This is a genomic window from Aeromonas sp. R2-3, from assembly GCF_040908375.1.
In the GTDB taxonomy this organism is placed as follows: Bacteria; Pseudomonadota; Gammaproteobacteria; order Enterobacterales; family Aeromonadaceae; genus Aeromonas; species Aeromonas veronii.
Genome location: NZ_JBFODP010000032.1, coordinates 141,381 through 157,067, shown reverse-complemented (window position 1 = coordinate 157,067; position 15,687 = coordinate 141,381). Strand labels below are relative to the sequence as shown.

Annotated in this window: 13 protein-coding genes; 4 read left to right on the top strand and 9 right to left on the bottom strand. The window is 58.0% G+C overall.

The genetic code is table 11. From position 1 onward, the window contains the following. Nucleotides 1-16: 16 nt before the first annotated feature. The 5 genes from AB5Z02_RS18235 to apbC form a co-directional block, all read right to left on the bottom strand. The gene (locus AB5Z02_RS18235) at nucleotides 17-595 is read right to left on the bottom strand and encodes a glucose-6-phosphate isomerase family protein (protein WP_270820360.1); all 579 of its coding nucleotides are present in this window, start codon (nucleotides 593-595) and stop codon (nucleotides 17-19) included. A 305-nt stretch (nucleotides 596-900) separates the two neighbouring features. After that, entirely contained in the window at nucleotides 901-2,370 is a 1,470-nt protein-coding gene (locus AB5Z02_RS18230) for an inorganic phosphate transporter (RefSeq protein WP_019445142.1), read from the bottom strand. A 377-nt stretch (nucleotides 2,371-2,747) separates the two neighbouring features. Next, nucleotides 2,748-3,329, bottom strand: coding sequence for a dCTP deaminase (gene dcd, locus AB5Z02_RS18225; protein WP_005336719.1), 582 nt, complete (start codon nucleotides 3,327-3,329; stop codon nucleotides 2,748-2,750). Nucleotides 3,330-3,392: 63 nt separating this feature from the next. Further along, nucleotides 3,393-4,037 carry a uridine kinase gene (gene udk, locus AB5Z02_RS18220; RefSeq protein WP_005352133.1) on the bottom strand — a complete coding sequence of 215 codons (645 nt, stop codon included), beginning with the start codon at nucleotides 4,035-4,037 and terminating at the stop codon, nucleotides 3,393-3,395. Between the two features lie 110 nt (nucleotides 4,038-4,147). After that, the gene (gene apbC, locus AB5Z02_RS18215; protein ID WP_058057670.1) at nucleotides 4,148-5,230 is read right to left on the bottom strand and encodes an iron-sulfur cluster carrier protein ApbC; all 1,083 of its coding nucleotides are present in this window, start codon (nucleotides 5,228-5,230) and stop codon (nucleotides 4,148-4,150) included. Between the two features lie 186 nt (nucleotides 5,231-5,416). Here apbC and metG point away from each other — a divergent pair, with 186 nt between their 5' ends. After that, complete coding sequence (gene metG / locus AB5Z02_RS18210; RefSeq protein WP_368216595.1) at nucleotides 5,417-7,450, top strand: methionine--tRNA ligase; 2,034 nt, start codon at nucleotides 5,417-5,419, stop codon at nucleotides 7,448-7,450. 199 nt (nucleotides 7,451-7,649) lie between these two features. Here metG and AB5Z02_RS18205 read toward each other — a convergent pair whose 3' ends face one another. Beyond that, a complete protein-coding gene (locus AB5Z02_RS18205) occupies nucleotides 7,650-8,450 on the bottom strand; it encodes a CHAD domain-containing protein (protein ID WP_368216594.1) in 801 nt (266 codons plus the stop codon). A 15-nt stretch (nucleotides 8,451-8,465) separates the two neighbouring features. Further along, nucleotides 8,466-8,738: an acylphosphatase gene (locus AB5Z02_RS18200; RefSeq protein ID WP_005345583.1), complete on the bottom strand. Its 273-nt coding sequence runs from the start codon at nucleotides 8,736-8,738 to the stop codon at nucleotides 8,466-8,468. 82 nt (nucleotides 8,739-8,820) lie between these two features. Between AB5Z02_RS18200 and AB5Z02_RS18195 the strand changes: the two genes are divergently transcribed. Beyond that, nucleotides 8,821-10,251: a methyl-accepting chemotaxis protein gene (locus AB5Z02_RS18195; protein ID WP_368216593.1), complete on the top strand. Its 1,431-nt coding sequence runs from the start codon at nucleotides 8,821-8,823 to the stop codon at nucleotides 10,249-10,251. A 129-nt stretch (nucleotides 10,252-10,380) separates the two neighbouring features. On the opposite strand, the gene AB5Z02_RS18190 is transcribed toward AB5Z02_RS18195, so the two are convergent. After that, nucleotides 10,381-11,949: a flagellin gene (locus AB5Z02_RS18190; protein ID WP_368216592.1), complete on the bottom strand. Its 1,569-nt coding sequence runs from the start codon at nucleotides 11,947-11,949 to the stop codon at nucleotides 10,381-10,383. Between the two features lie 292 nt (nucleotides 11,950-12,241). Here AB5Z02_RS18190 and AB5Z02_RS18185 point away from each other — a divergent pair, with 292 nt between their 5' ends. Then, nucleotides 12,242-13,435, top strand: a complete 1,194-nt coding sequence (locus AB5Z02_RS18185) for a class I SAM-dependent methyltransferase (protein WP_005336736.1) — start codon at nucleotides 12,242-12,244, stop codon at nucleotides 13,433-13,435. A gap of 349 nt (nucleotides 13,436-13,784) precedes the next feature. Next, nucleotides 13,785-14,969: an acyltransferase family protein gene (locus AB5Z02_RS18180; protein WP_368216591.1), complete on the top strand. Its 1,185-nt coding sequence runs from the start codon at nucleotides 13,785-13,787 to the stop codon at nucleotides 14,967-14,969. 34 nt (nucleotides 14,970-15,003) lie between these two features. On the opposite strand, the gene AB5Z02_RS18175 is transcribed toward AB5Z02_RS18180, so the two are convergent. Further along, on the bottom strand, nucleotides 15,004-15,432 hold the full coding sequence (locus AB5Z02_RS18175) for a GNAT family N-acetyltransferase (protein WP_368216590.1): 429 nt from the start codon (nucleotides 15,430-15,432) through the stop codon (nucleotides 15,004-15,006). Nucleotides 15,433-15,687 lie beyond the last annotated feature (255 nt).

Below are 15,687 nucleotides of genomic sequence, written 5' to 3'. Positions count from 1 at the left end.
CCATGCAGGCTGATGGTTAGGTGATTGAGACACTCACCTCGCTGCTCACAACACAAGGTTCCCCTTTCTTCCCTGCGACCACCCGCAGGCCAAACCCCCGCTCTGCCATCAGCCGGTAATCATGACCGGCAATGGCAGGCCAGACCGCCAACGCCGAGAGCTGCGTCTCGCCAGTGTTGACAAGTCGATGGGCAACGTGGCCAGGGATATGATGAACGCTGCCGGCAAAGACCTGCTCCAACCGGCAAACACCGGCCATATCCTGCAACAGCAATAGTCCCCTTCCGCACAACCCGAAGTAGTACTCCGCCTGCTCGGCGCGAGCATGGATATGACCGCGGGTCATAAAAAACTCGTTCCCTATCATGCCGGCCTCAAGATGGGTAACACCCATGTTGAGATCCCCCTCCACGCCACTGCTGGGCAACATCGCCACACGATAGAGCACAGTTTGCGGGTCAACCCCTGCTTCAGAAGCAGGATCGGCAAACAAGCCATACAGATCAGCCAACCTTGTACACTTCTCCACCAGTTCGGCACCGGACAAGCTGCCGGTCGCAAAATCCACCATGGGCGGGATCATCAGCTTCATCATCTACTCCTCAGTGGCGCTTTATCAGATGGTGCATCTGCACCTCGCCAAAACACGCTAATTGGTTAATCCATTAATCACAAGAGAAGCACACTATTAGAAAGAGATATTCGATGACGAAAGTTCATCCAGAAAAACCATAACGAGTCGTCAATCAAATAATGAAGAAGAGCCTTCTTATCTGTTTACCTCAAGAACAAAAAACATCAGGTGGAGATACAACTCCACTGAAAATTACACAAAAAATGCCGCCCGATCTTTCGACCGGGCGGCATTGTCATGGTGATGCGCGTTATGAGCGCGGCAGATCAACCAAACAGATGGTGGCTGACGATGAACAGACCGCCGGAGAGCAGCATGGTCAGCGGCAAAGTCAACACCCAGGCCATCAGGATGGTCTTGATAGTCTGGCTCTGCAGGCCGGATTTGTTGGCAATCATGGTCCCCGCCACCGCAGAAGAGAGGATGTGGGTGGTGGACACCGGCATACCGGTCAGACTGGCGACTCCGATGGAGGTTGCAGCCGTGATCTGGGCCGCGATACCCTGGCTATAGGTCATGCCGGTCGTGCCGATCTTCTCGCCCACGGTATGAACGATACGACGCCAGCCCACCATGGTGCCGCAACCCAGCGCCAGTGCGATGGAGACGATCACCCAGGTCGGTGCGTATTCAGCGGTCGCGGTCAGATCCTTGCGCCATTTGGCCAGATCGGTCAGCTCCTTGGCGGGCAGCGGCAGCTTGGCAGCCTTGCGGGCAGTGTCATCGATACAGAGCAGCAGACGACGCACTTCGCGGCGGTCGGTCAGGCTCATCTGATCATAAGTACGCACGGCACCCAGACGGGCATCCAGGGTGGCCATCGCCTGCAGCACGCCATCTGCGGAGCAGTGGGTCATCAGCTCTTCCTGAGCCGTTGCCGGTGCAGAGAAGTTGATGACGCCAGAGAGGGCGGACTGGTTACGCTGGTATATCTCCATGATGCGCTGGTTGGCATCCTGGGTCCGATCCAGGTCATAAGAGCGGCTGTTCATGTCCAGCGCGAAATAGGCGGGCGCCATACAGATCAGCACCAGCATCACCAGACCGATCCCCTTCTGGCCATCGTTGGAGCCGTGAACGAAGCTGACGCCCATGGCCGAGGCCACCAGGGTCAGACGCGCCCAGAATGGCGGGTGCTTCTTGCCATCCACCAGCTGACGCTCTTCCGGCGTTTTGTGGATCTTGTTGCTGGTCCAGATGCGTTTCATCGCCAGCAGCAGCAGCGCCGCGATGATGAAGCCGATGGTGGGAGAGATGATGAGGGAAAGCATGATGTCGATCGCTTTGCCCACGTTGATCCCTTCTGTCACCGGTTTATGGGTGATCCAGGCATAGGCGCCGCCTACCCCCAGAATGGAACCGATCAAGGTATGTGAACTGGAGGCCGGGATCCCGAAGAACCATGTGCCCAGGTTCCACACGATGGCGGAAAACAGCAAGGAGAAGACCATGATCAACCCTTGGGTGGAGTCCATCCCAAGCAGCAGGTCGATGGGCAGCAGATGGACAATGGCATAGGCCACACCCAGTCCACCAAACATCACGCCAAAAAAGTTGAAGATCCCCGATGCGACGACCGCCAGGTGAGCTGGCATCGCCTTGGTATAGATAACCGTTGCTACCGCGTTGGCGGTATCGTGAAAGCCGTTGATAAATTCATAGGCAAGCACAAAAAAAACGGCCAATACCAAACCGATTGACCACCACAAACCCAAACCACTAAACATTTCAAACATAAAAAAAAGCCTGTTTATGAGTTGCGGCGGATTATGCCAGATGGCGGCCAACACCATAGCCACCATTGAAATATTTCAGCCATAAAAAAAAAGAGCTTTTTGGAAAAAAATATCCTAGAGCCAGCCTTCATGCGGCTTGCCATCGATTAATTAAAGCCATCAATGATTGCGGGAAAGGGCAAAAATAGCTGACAATTAAGCCAATAATTTCATTTTTATGACGTTTTTATGACAGAAAAACGGGCTGAAGTGGTGATAAAACGTCCCAGCCTCACCAATCTCATCAGACCAGCACCATCAACCCCATATCCGTTTGATTCCAGATGCAAAAAGGGAGCACCTTGTGCTCCCTTGAATCGTTGCTGTGTTGCCAGTTATCAGTCCTGATTGATGCGGCTGGCAACGGCGCCCTGCTGGCTCTTGTACTTGGCATTTTCCCGCTTGTTGTAGGGGCGGGCCGCGACGCCGGAGAGCATCTCGAAGTTCAAGGCGCCGATCTTCATCTTCGGACGCAGCGCCAGCGGCAATTTGCCGCCGTTGTAGAACTCCAGCACGATACGACCGGACCAACCCGGATCGATCCGGTGCGCCGTCACGTGCACCATCAAACCCAGGCGCGCCAATGAAGAGCGGCCATCCAGCCAGCCGACGATATCGGCAGGCAGGGTGACGGATTCGTAGGTCACCGCCAGCGCCAGCTGACCCGGGTGCAGGTAGAAGGCTTCGCCATCGGGGATGTGGATCTCGTCACTCATCACCCGATCGATGGCATCGGCCATCTCGCTGCTCGGGCCGCTCAGGTCGATATAGGGTGCGGTATGATCGCGAAACACCCGAAACTCGTTACCCAGCAGCACATCGACACTGACACCACTGATCCGCTCTACCCCGGGCCGTGGCTCAATGACGATCTTGCCTTCATCCAGATGGCGTTCAATATCGGTATCACACAGACGCATTGGGCGACTCTCCTGACAAATTGTGCTTTTAAAAAAGCCGGGCATCACCCGGCTTGTTTCATCTTAACCGATCAACATGTGGCGGATACGCGCCTTGAGCATGTCGATGGCGATGCGGTTCTTGCCACCACGAGGCACGATCACATCGGCATACTGTTTGGACGGCTCGATAAACTGCAGGAACATCGGACGCACCGTCTTCTGATACTGCTTGAGCACGGAGTCCATGGTACGGCCCCGCTCCTGCACATCACGCACCAGACGGCGCAGCAGGCAGATGTCGAGCGGGGTATCCATAAAGATGGAGGCATCCATCAGATCCCGCAGACGGCTGTCGGTCAGCAGCAGGATACCTTCCAGAATGATCACCCGGCGCGGCGCAAACGGGGTCACTTCGTTCATCCGGGTGTGTTCGGTGTAGGAGTACTGGGGAATGGCAACCGCGTCACCTTTGACCAGCTGGCTCAGGTGCTGTACCAGCAGGTCGTGATCCAGCGCGTTAGGGTGGTCATAGTTGGTCTTGACCCGCTCTTCCATGGTCAGGTGGGTCTGATCACGGTAGTAGCAATCTTCGGTGATCACACCAATCTGACCTGCGCCCAGTTCGGCCACCAGCTCTTCATAAATGGTCTGGGCTATAAGACTTTTGCCAGACGCAGATGCGCCCGCAATACCGATGATCACACACGAATGTTGAGTATCAGACATGACAAATACCTAAAAGAGAAGAGCAGTGGGGATGGTTTAAACCGATCCATTATATAAAAAAGGGTGGGTCATGCCCACCCTCAATTCCCTTTCAAGTGACCGACCGCCGATTATTCATCCAGCGCCATGGCATAGAGGGGGGTCGCAATCGGTTTTGCGCTGAAAAAGAGTTCAGCCCCTACCCTACGCGCCAGCTTCAAATAGGCCTGAGCCAGGCTCCCTTCCGGTGCGCCGAACACCGTCGGGCAACCATCATCCATGTGTTGGCGGATATCGATGTGCAGCGGTAATTGACCAAGCAGCGCCACTTGATACTGCTCAGCCATCTTCTGGCCGCCACCGGTACCGAACAGTGGCTCATGGTGACCGCAGGCGCTGCAGACGTGGTAGCTCATGTTCTCGATGATGCCGAGCACCGGCACATCGACCTTGTTGAACATGGCGATCCCCTTGCGGGCATCGGCCAACGCCACATCTTGCGGGGTGGTGACGATCACCGCCGCCGAAGTCGGCACCTGCTGGGCCATGGTGAGCTGGATATCGCCAGTGCCCGGCGGCATGTCTACCACCAGATAATCTACCTCGCCCCAGCGGGTCTCATGAAGGATCTGCGCCAGCGCCTTGCTCGCCATCGGGCCACGCCAGATGGTGGCATCCTGCTCGGAGACCAGATAGCCGATACTGTTGCTCTTGAGGCCGCAGGCCATCACCGGCTCCATCAGCTTGCCGTCATGGCTGACCGGGCGCTCCTTGAGGGTGCCCATCATGGTGGGAATGGAAGGGCCATAGATATCGGCATCGAGAATAGCGACCCGCGCGCCCTCTTTTTGCAGGGCCAGCGCCAGGTTGACCGCGGTGGTGGACTTGCCTACCCCCCCCTTGCCGGAAGCAACCACGATGATGTTGCGAATGCCCTGCACGGCATTGAGGCCCTGCGCCCGCGGCATGCTGGCGACGTCAATCTCCAGTGCCCAGTCGATACGGGCGGCGCCGGTGGCGCTGCGCAGCCTGGCATCGTAGTTCTCTTTGAGCTGATCGAGCAGCGAGAGACCGGCAAACGGCAATACCAGCCGGATAGTAAGCCCCTGCCCCTGATTGATGATCTCGCGAACGAATCCGGCATCCACCAGATCCTTGTGCCAGCCTGCTGGCTTAAATTCGGCGAGGATCTGTTTTACTGAATCAATCACCATTAACTCCTCATTATCTTGTCTTTATCTTGAGGTGAACGGTTACCGCACACAAATCAGTGGCTTGCCTGCCATCGTCACGGCAGGTTCTGCCAAGGTTGGCACAGCCACAACCCTAGGCAGGCTACCCCCAATTCGGGTAACATGCACGGCACTCTATCATCCCAACAAGCACATCAAGAACGTAATATGGCAACTGATCCTCGTAAAATGCTGGTAACCTGCGCCCTCCCCTATGCCAATGGCTCCATCCATCTTGGCCACATGCTGGAACACATCCAGGCCGATATCTGGGTTCGTTATCAGCGAATGCGCGGTCATCAGGTGCACTTCATCTGTGCCGATGATGCCCACGGCACCCCGATCATGCTCAAAGCGCAACAGATGGGGATCACCCCGGAAGAGATGATTGCGGCCGTCTCCAAGGAGCACCAGACCGATTTCGCCGGTTTCAACATCAGCTTTGACAACTATCACTCCACCCACAGCGACGAAAACCGCGAGCTGGCGGAACTGATCTACGGTCGTCTGAAAGAGGGTGGCTTTATCAAGGGCCGCACCATTACCCAACTGTTCGATCCGGAAAAATCGATGTTCCTGCCGGACCGTTTCGTCAAAGGCACCTGCCCCAAGTGCAAATCCCCGGAACAGTACGGTGACAACTGCGACAGCTGCGGCGCCACCTACAGCCCGACCGAGCTGATCGATCCGAAATCCGCCGTCTCCGGTGCCACACCGGTGATGAAGGATTCCGAGCACTTCTTCTTCGACCTGCCGCAATTTGAAAAATGGCTCTCAGAGTGGGTGCGCGGCTCCGGCGCCATTCAGGAAGAGATGGCCAACAAGATGCAGGAGTGGTTCGAGAGCGGCCTGCAGCAGTGGGACATCACCCGTGACGCTCCCTATTTCGGTTTCGAAATCCCCGGCGCGCCGGGCAAGTTCTTCTACGTCTGGCTTGATGCCCCCATCGGCTACATGGCCTCTTTCAAGAACCTGTGCAACAAGCGCGGCGACATCGACTTTGACAGCTACTGGAGCAAAGACTCCAGCGCCGAGCTCTACCACTTCATCGGTAAAGATATCGCCTACTTCCACTGCCTGTTCTGGCCATCCATGCTGGAAGGGGCGGGTTTCCGCAAGCCGACCAAGGTCAACGTACACGGCTATGTGACCGTCAACGGCGCCAAGATGTCCAAATCCAAGGGCACCTTCATCAAGGCATCCACTTACCTGAACCACCTGGATCCGGAGTGCCTGCGTTACTACTACGCCGCCAAGCTCAACAGCCGCATCGACGATCTGGACCTGAACCTCGATGACTTCGTCGCTCGCGTCAACGCCGACGTGGTCAACAAGCTGGTCAACCTGGCGTCGCGCAACGCAGGCTTTATCGCCAAGCGTTTCGACGGCAAGCTGGCGGCCACCTGCGCCGAGCCGGAGCTCTACGCCGAATTCGCCAACGCCCGCACCACCATCGCCGAAGCCTATGAGTCACGCGAATTCAGCCGCGCCATCCGTGAAATCATGGCGCTGGCCGACAAGGCCAACCGCTACGTGGATGACAAGGCCCCCTGGGTGATTGCCAAACAGGAAGGGGCTGACGCCCAGTTGCAGGAAGTCTGCTCCGTCGGTATCAACCTGTTCCGTGTGCTGATGGCTTACCTCAAGCCGGTCATGCCGCTGCTCGCCGAGCGCGCCGAAGCCTTCCTGGGTGAAACCCTCTCCTGGGATGGCGTGGCCCAGCCATTGACCAACCATCAGCTGACCCCGTTCAAGGCGCTCTTCTCCCGCATCGAGCCCGCCAAGGTAGAAGCCATGGTAGAAGCCTCCAAGGAAGATCTGGCCAAAGAGCAGGCACCGAAAGTGACCGGCCCGCTGGCAGACGATCCCATCAGCGAAACCATCAGCTATGACGACTTTGCCAAGATTGACCTGCGCGTCGCGCTGATCAAGAAGGCCGAAGCGGTACCGGAAGCCGAGAAGCTGCTCAAGCTGCAACTGGATATCGGTGGCGAGACCCGTCAGGTGTTTGCCGGTATCAAATCCGCCTACAACCCGGAAGATCTGGAAGGCAAGCTGACCGTAATGGTGGCCAACCTGGCGCCGCGCAAGATGCGCTTTGGCATGTCCGAAGGCATGGTGCTGGCCGCAGGCCCGGGCGGCAAGGATCTCTGGATCCTGGAGCCGCAAGACGGCGCCCAGCCAGGCATGCGCGTCAAGTAAGCGTATCGCTGACTGCGACCACAGCTAGATAGAGAGGCCAAACGGCCTCTCTTTTTTTGTCTCACATCTTTGGCTTGGATTGTATTTGTAGATGCTGGTCGCGAATGGCTGCGGCAGATTGCAGCCTAGGGGTTATCCACCACTGGGCTTGGCGGGCGATACGTTTGGTCCTGCATACCTGACCACCCGACCTGGCATCTTATCCGTGTTGTGAGCCTGCCCGCATCGCCAGTTTGAGCGCCACCAGCTCCGCCTGCTGGCAGTCCAGTTGACACAAACGGGCGGTGATCTTCCCCTTCAACTGCTGCCGCAGTTTCGTCTGCTTGCGGGTGTTCCCCTGCTCTGCTCGCAACCTCCGCCGCCATTGACGCCAATCCTGCAACTGGCCGAGTCGCTCCTGCCAGTGAGTCAGAGTGCTCAACCAGCCCGGATCTCCACTCCCCAGATCCAGCAACAGTTCCACGCCATAACGGGCCTGCTTGATCTCGAGGCGCAGCCGATGCCAGCGGCGCAACTGTTGCTGACGGGAGCTGGCAGATTTCCCAACGCAGGGAATAGGTTCATCGAGAGCGCTCTGTGCCTCATCAAGGCGCAGGGCCAGATGCTGCTGATAGAGGAACGCCAATGCCCACGCATCCTGCACCTGCGCCACCGCCGCAAGCCAGCGGGCCAGTCGCCGCGACAACAGGGGCACGCGACAGGCCGATTTGTGGGTATTGCCCGTGCTGGCAGGCGGCTTGCCAAAACGCTCGGCGTAGACCTGCGCATCCCGCAGCGCCGAGAGCCGCCCGACCGAGCGCAGCAGACGCCGCTCCAGCTCGGGATGATAGGTGAGTGGCCGCCACAGGGCGAGCAGCGCCAGCAAGCGGCGCGCTGCGATACGGTAGCCATGCACGGCCGGTTCACTGGCCTCTTCGCGCACCGCCCGCGCCGCCTCCTGATAACGGGCGACCCAGCTTGTTGCCTGAGTCAGCAACAGACCTTCCTTGTCAGCGTCCATCTCGTCTCCGCCCCTTCAGTTGGTGTGAAAGCCCTGACCGGTGGGCGGCAGTGCCTCTTCATACTCCATCCGGGTCACCCGGGCGGTGCGCGGGCCATGTTCCAGCCAGCCCAGCATCATCTGCACACCCTGCGCGGGGCCGCTGATCAGGATCTCCACCGAGCCATCCTCCAGGTTGTAGGCATGGCCCCGCAAACCCAGTTGCAGCGCCCGCTCGCGGGTGAAATAGCGAAATCCCACCCCCTGCACCTGCCCCCACACCCGGATGACAAACGATTGCTCTCCCATTTCTCACACCTTCCGCTTAAGAAAAAAATTCCCGAGACGATAATGTGCCCGACACTCTATCTCTGCAGGATGCAGCTCCATTATGAAAGAAGTTAAATTCCGGTGGGTTGACCGCTATCTCATTCACCTCACCATCAGTGAAAAATTCCATATCGCGTTCTGGTTACCTCTCTTCATCATCGCCTTCCTCAGCTGGTATATGCTGGCGGCCAGCCATCAGCAGGAGATCTCCCTGCGGGTAGCGCAGTTGCAGCAACGGGTCGAGACCACGGCGCAGCTGGTCAGCCAGCAGCCCACTCTGGTGTTGCCTGCTGATCTGCGTCTGACCGGGCAAGGCAGCAGCGGGTTGCAACAGCAAGGGGAGCATTACCTCTTTACCGCGCCAGCGGGTCAGGCGGGCTACGTCACCGGTGATCTCGATACCGGCAACCTCTCCATGTGGGAGGGTCAGGGCTCGACCCTACTCCTGATCGGCGCGCTGGCCGCCCTGATGGCGCTGGTGATCCACTACATGATGACCTTTGTCTCCGGTGCGCTTTACTCCACCAACAAGGCGCTGCAAACCGTGGCGGACGGCGATCTCACCTTCCGACTCAACTTCTTCCCGGTGCGGGACGAGTTCTCCACCCTGGCGGGCAGCATCGACCACTTTACCGACCGCCAGCACCAGATCGTCAAACTGGTGGAGGAGTCTGCCGAAGCGCTGACCATGGCCGCCGACGAGTTTCGTGACCATGCCCGCGAAGGCGAGACCATGGCGCGTTCCCAGCGCCAGCACATGGATTCACTGGCCACCGCCATGGAGCAGATGTCGGCAGCGATCCGCGAAGTGGCGCGCAATGCCAACGACACCCTGCAGCAGACCCGCCAGTCGAGCGAAGAGGCGGCCAATGGCGCCAACCGGGTAGCCCGCACCATCGAAGCGATCCGTACTCTGGCCGACGAGATTGGCAACGCCTCCGGCGCGGTCGAGCGGCTCACCCACAACGCCAACCGGATCAACGAGGTGGTCAACGTCATCAACGCCATCTCCCAGCAGACCAACCTGCTGGCCCTCAACGCCGCCATCGAGGCGGCCCGTGCCGGTGAGCAGGGTCGCGGCTTTGCAGTGGTGGCGGATGAAGTGCGTACTCTCGCCAGCCGTACCCAGCAGGCGACGGTGGAGATCCAGCAGATGATCGAAGAGCTGCAGACCGGTACCGGGGCGCTAAACGAGATCATGGAAAAGACTGTAGGGCGCGCCGCCAGCAGCCAGCAGCTCATCAGCGAGGTGGGGCTCGATATCGAGAAGCTGAGCAACCATAGCGATGCGGTGCTGGAGATGAGCACCCAGATCGCCACCTCCAGCGAGGAGCAGAGCTCGGTCGCCGCCGAGATCACCCACAATCTCGATCAGGTGCGCCATGAAGCGGCGCAGGTGGAAGAGTCCGCCAGCGCCTCGGTAGCCGGTACGCAGGGGCTTAAAGCCACCGCCAGCGAGCTGACCCAGGCACTCAAGGGGATCACTCTCTGACGCTGCCGAATAGCATCCGGCAACAAGAAGCAATAAGAAAAGAGGCCACCCATTGGGTGGCCTCTTTGTCTTTATGGATAGTGACCATGAATGATAGCGACCAATTGCTATGCCGGCTGGCAGTCCCGCTCAGGATTGCAGCAAACTCAGGGCCGCATTGGGGCGACTGTTTGCCTGACTCAAAATCGAAGCACTCGCCTGCTGCAAGATTTGGGTGCTGACCAAGCGCGCCGATTCCACAGCCATGTCGGCATCCCGGATCCTTGAGCGGGCAGCGCTGAGGTTCTCATTGGCATTGGCCAGATTGCGTACCCGTGAATCCAGCGCGTTGGCTTGGGCACCGAGTCGAGCGCGCTGAACACCCAGCTGTTTCATACCCACATCCAGGGTTTTGATGGCCCTGCTGGCGTTGTCTTCACTAAGAACATCAATATTATCAACGGTATATTTCTTCTTGTCCTCTTGATAAAAGCCAAGCGCATGCAAGCTGGATCCCTGCATATCAATATTGGAATACTTGTCGCCTGATGAGCGCAGCGCCATCTGACCGATATACGTCGTCGATGTAACATCGGGTAACAGAGAGCTCAGAGAGGAACTACTGATCACCGGAGGCGCCGGTGGTGCTGGCTGCGGAGGGGGGGTTGTGCCATTGGCCAGCGCAAGGCTGTTGCCCTGAGCGCTATGCATGGTCAGCGCATTGCTGGCGGGATTGCTGTTGTTGGAGGCACTCACATAAAAACCTAGACCTGCCGATTGCGCAGTACTGTTGATGCGTTGAACCACGGTTGCCATGATGGCACTATTTTTTGCTGTCGGATTGACCGGATCCCATCCGGTCATATCAATGCCTGTGGTCAAATCCACAGAGTGACCCGCCACATCGATATAGGAGGGTAATGCGGATAAATCGACCGCGGAGGCGACAGAAAATGGCAGTTGTTGCGCTTGTACCGGCCCCTGATTATTGGGAAAGGTGGTGCCATTAATATCTGCCACGAACGCTTCCAGGGTTGAATAGTCCTTGTCAAAAGTGACGCCATTAAGGGTGATAGGCTGAGATGAAAGCTTGAGATCAGCAATGTCATACGCCCCTGGCTTGCTTCCTGCCGGACTGCGCGCTTGCCACTCCATCTCCCCCAGATTTTTGGTCTGGGCATTGAGATCGGTAATGACGGTATTCTGTCCTGCATAGGCACCGACCAAGAAGATACCTTCGTAACTCCCCGCCAGCAGGTCCTGTCCGGCAAACCGGGTGCCTGTGGCAATCCGGTCCATCTCCAACTGCAGTTGCTTGAACTCCGCATTCAGGGCTACGCGATCCTCTGCCGTATTGGCACCGCTTCCCGACTGCAGTGCCAGGGTGCGCATCCGCTGCATCAGGTTCACCGACTCATCAAGCGCCCCATCGGCGACGTTGATCACCGAGATCCCATCATTGGCGTTGCGAATAGCGGTGTTGGTCCCGTTCACTTCACTGGTGAGGCGATTACTGATCTGCAAGCCTGCAGCATCATCAGCGGCACTGTTGATGCGCAAGCCGGATGAGAGTCGTCGATATACCGAATCAAGCATGTTGGATGATTGACCAAGATGGCGAGAAGCATTGAGGGCAGAAATATTGGTAGCGATGGAGAGGGACATGGACAGCTCGATACAGGAAAGATTCAAAATGGTCTCCCCCACTATCGACATCATCAAATGACTCTTTAGCGAAAATCACTATAAAGTAAGGTTAAAACGCTTTATTGACTACATTGCGCACACATAGCGACCAGTGCTGAACAAAAAAAAGCACAACCAACTGTGGCATATAAGATAAACAGCGTGAAACGCCAACATTGAGATTCTGCAAATCTTGCATATGCAACACTCGGGCGTTGTCCAGTTGTACAATTCGTCACTCTGCCATATACCAGCAAAGGCTGGCTTAGCCGCACTATTGCACATAGAATGTGGCCCCTTTTCTTTCTACCATCGGCAAACATTCATGAGCGCTTCCATCTATCTCGTCAAAGGCCGCGAAAAATCCCTGCTGCGTCGCCACCCCTGGATCTTCTCCAAGGGGATTGAGCGGGTTCAGGGCAACCCCATTGACGGCGATACCGTCGAGATCTATGCCAACGATGGCAAGTGGCTCGCCCGTGGCGCCTGGTCAGGCAGCTCCCAGATCCGTGCCCGGGTCTGGACCTTCGACAAGGATGAGACCGTCGATCTCGACTTCTTTATCCGTCGTCTCAAATATGCGCAGGAGTCTCGCGATCCGCTGATCAAGCGTCAGGGCCTCACCGGCTATCGCCTCTGCGCCGCCGAATCCGATGGCCTGCCGGGTCTGACCATCGACCGTTATGCCGATTTTCTGGTGTGCCAGATCCTCTCTGCCGGTGCCGAGTTCCAGCGTGAGCTGATAACGCAAGCGCTGCGTACCCTCTACCCCGAGTGCAGCATCTATGAGCGCTCCGACGTGGCAGTGCGCAAGAAGGAAGGGCTGAAAGAGCGCACCGGCGTCATCTATGGCGAGACCCCGAACGAACCGGTGGTCATCGAGGAGAATGGCGGCGTCAAGATCCTGGTGGATATTCGCAACGGCCACAAAACCGGTTTCTATCTGGATCAGCGGGATAACCGTCAGGCTGCTGCCAAGTACACCGAAGGCAAGCGGGTGCTCAACTGCTTCTGCTACACCGGTGGGTTTGGCGTCTATGCCCTCAAGGGCGGCGCCAAAGAGGTGGTCAACGTCGATCTCTCCCAGAATGCGCTGGATATCGCCCGCCAGAATGCCGAGCTGAACGGGCTGGATACCAGCAACACCCAGTTTGTCCGTCATGACGTGTTCAAGCTGCTGCGTGAATATCGCGAGAAGGGCGAGAAGTTCGACGTCATCGTGCTGGATCCGCCCAAGTTCGCCGAGAGCAAGGCGCAGCTGTTGGGTGCCTGCCGCGGCTACAAGGACATCAACATGCTGGCGTTCCAGCTGCTGGCACCGGGTGGCGTGCTCTTGACCTACTCCTGCTCCGGCCTGATGGAGCAGAGCCTGTTCCAGAAGATCGTTGCCGATGCGGCGCTCGATGCCGGTCGCGATGCCCAGATCCTGGAGCTGCTCTCCCAGGCCTCTGATCACCCTATCGGTACCGCCTATCCGGAAGGCTTCTACCTCAAGGGTCTGGTGGTACGCGCCCGCTGATCGGCAACCACCCTCCCCTTGTGATCAATCAGGCCCCTTGTGGGCCTGATTGTTTTGCTCGCGCCGTATAGGCCTGAACCTGACGCTCGCCCCGATGACCACCCTCTCTGCTTTATTCGCGTTCCTTCTCCTCCTCTTTTGCTGCCAGCGCCCCACTTCTTCTCTGTTTACATTTTTTTGCACAATAACTGCACATTTATGATTTAAATCACATCCGTATGACTCTCTTTTCCGTAGTGTGATCCCGCCTGCGGCAGCCGAGCCAGGGCAACCGTCCCGTCAGGATTGATGGGCGGCACAACAACAAAATAGATGTCAGGCCAAGCTGAACATCACAAGGGATCCCGTTATGAATCAATCATTGCCGCTGTTAACGCCGCTGCGGGGCATCGCTGCCCTGATGGTGGTGCTGTTTCATGCCCGCTTGCTGCTCTTTCCTCAGTGGATGGAGTCGATCGCAGGCCACACCCAACTCATCGAGAACGGCTACCTCTGGGTCGACCTGTTCTTTATTTTGAGCGGCGTGGTGCTGGCCCATGTCTATGGCGAGGCTTTCACCCGCACGCCCCGCACTATCGGTTATGGCCGCTTTCTCTGGCTGCGGCTGACCCGCGTATACCCCCTCTATATGGTGACCCTGCTATTGCTGGTTGGCTGGGAGCTTTACAAGGCACAGCACGGGGTGGGCTTCTATGCTGGCCCCCTGTTCAAGATGTGGGAGTGGGAAGGGATGCCGCCCTTCGGTTCACCATTCACCCCGGCCGAGGCGCTGCCAAGCGCCTTCCTGCTGCTGCAGGTGGTGACCGATCACGGGCTGACCTGGAACTTCGCCGCCTGGTCGCTCAGCGTAGAGTGGATCAGCTACCTATTGTTCCCGCTGCTTATCCCGCTGGCGGTGACCCGCAGTCGCTGGAGCCATCTCGCCCCCCTGCTGGCGCTGACGGTGCTGGCCTTTATCGTACACAGTCGCGGCACCCTGGATGTCACCAGCGGCGCGCTGGCGGTGGGGCGCGGGGTGAGTGAATTTGTGCTCGGCCTCTGGCTGCTGCCAAGGGTCAAGGCCGCGCAAGGCTTGCCCATGATGAAGCATGATCTGCCGCTGCTGGTAGCCTTTGTGCTGCCCTTCGCGCTGATGCAGTTCACCATGACGCCGCAGCTGACACTGCTGCTGATCGCCTCCTACGTGCTGCTGATCTGGATTGCCACCGCTCAGGGGGAGCGCCGGAGTCCGCTGCTGCGCCTTTTGGATAACCGCTTCACCAACTGGCTGGGAGATCTCTCCTACTCCATCTACCTGCTCCATACGCTGGTGCTGCTCACTGGCTGCGAGCTCATCCACTATCTGGCGCCGGGGAGCACCGAATGGTGGTATGGCCAGACCAACCCGCTGCTGGGGGTAGTGGCAACCTTGCTGATGCTGGTGGTGCTGATCGGACTCTCGGCGTTGAGCTACAACCTGCTGGAGCGGCCACTGCAACGGCGCCTGCGCCGCTGGGGCAAGTCACGGCAACCGGCGCTGGAGCAAGCCGGATAAGCTAATCTCGCCCTGTCTGGATGAGTTGACGGCTTTATGCCAACTCATCCAGTACCAGTTCATCCAGACTGCTCATCACCCAGGCGCTCGGGTGCTGGCTAAATCCGAGCTTGGGGTAGTACGCCACCGCCTGCGGCGCGGCCAGCAGGATCAGCTTGCAGCCGGGCTGCAATTGTAAAAACGTCTCGCGAATAAGGGCTTTGCCAATCCCCTGCCCCTGCACTGACTCAGCTACCGCCAGATCCGAGAGGTAGCAACAAAAATGAAAATCGGTCACCGAGCGAGCCACCCCGACCAGGGTCTCGCCCTGCCAAGCGGTGATCAGCAAATTGGCGTTATCCAGCATGCCCTGCAGGGTGTCCGGATGGTCCAGCGGCCGTCTCGCCCCCAGCGAGGTCTGCGCCAACAACGCCCCAAACTGCGCCGTGGTGATGGGGTGGTTAACCAAAAATGTGGTGGACACTAAGCTCTCCTGTTGTAGATCGGCGGTTGCGTGCTTTTGGTCTCTTTGGCGTTCTTTTTGCTGCATCTGTACTGCAATCAATCAGCCAGCGCCGGATCCAGACCGATGACAGGCAAGTGCGGGCAATTCCCTGCTGTTTATGTGAATTCCTGTTCGAACCCCAAGGGGCAAATGTGGCATAATGCCCCGTCCTGTGGCCCTTGGCGGGGCTGCGCTGGCGTACCTTGTCGCCCATTTCTTCCCCGTCCGGCCTGG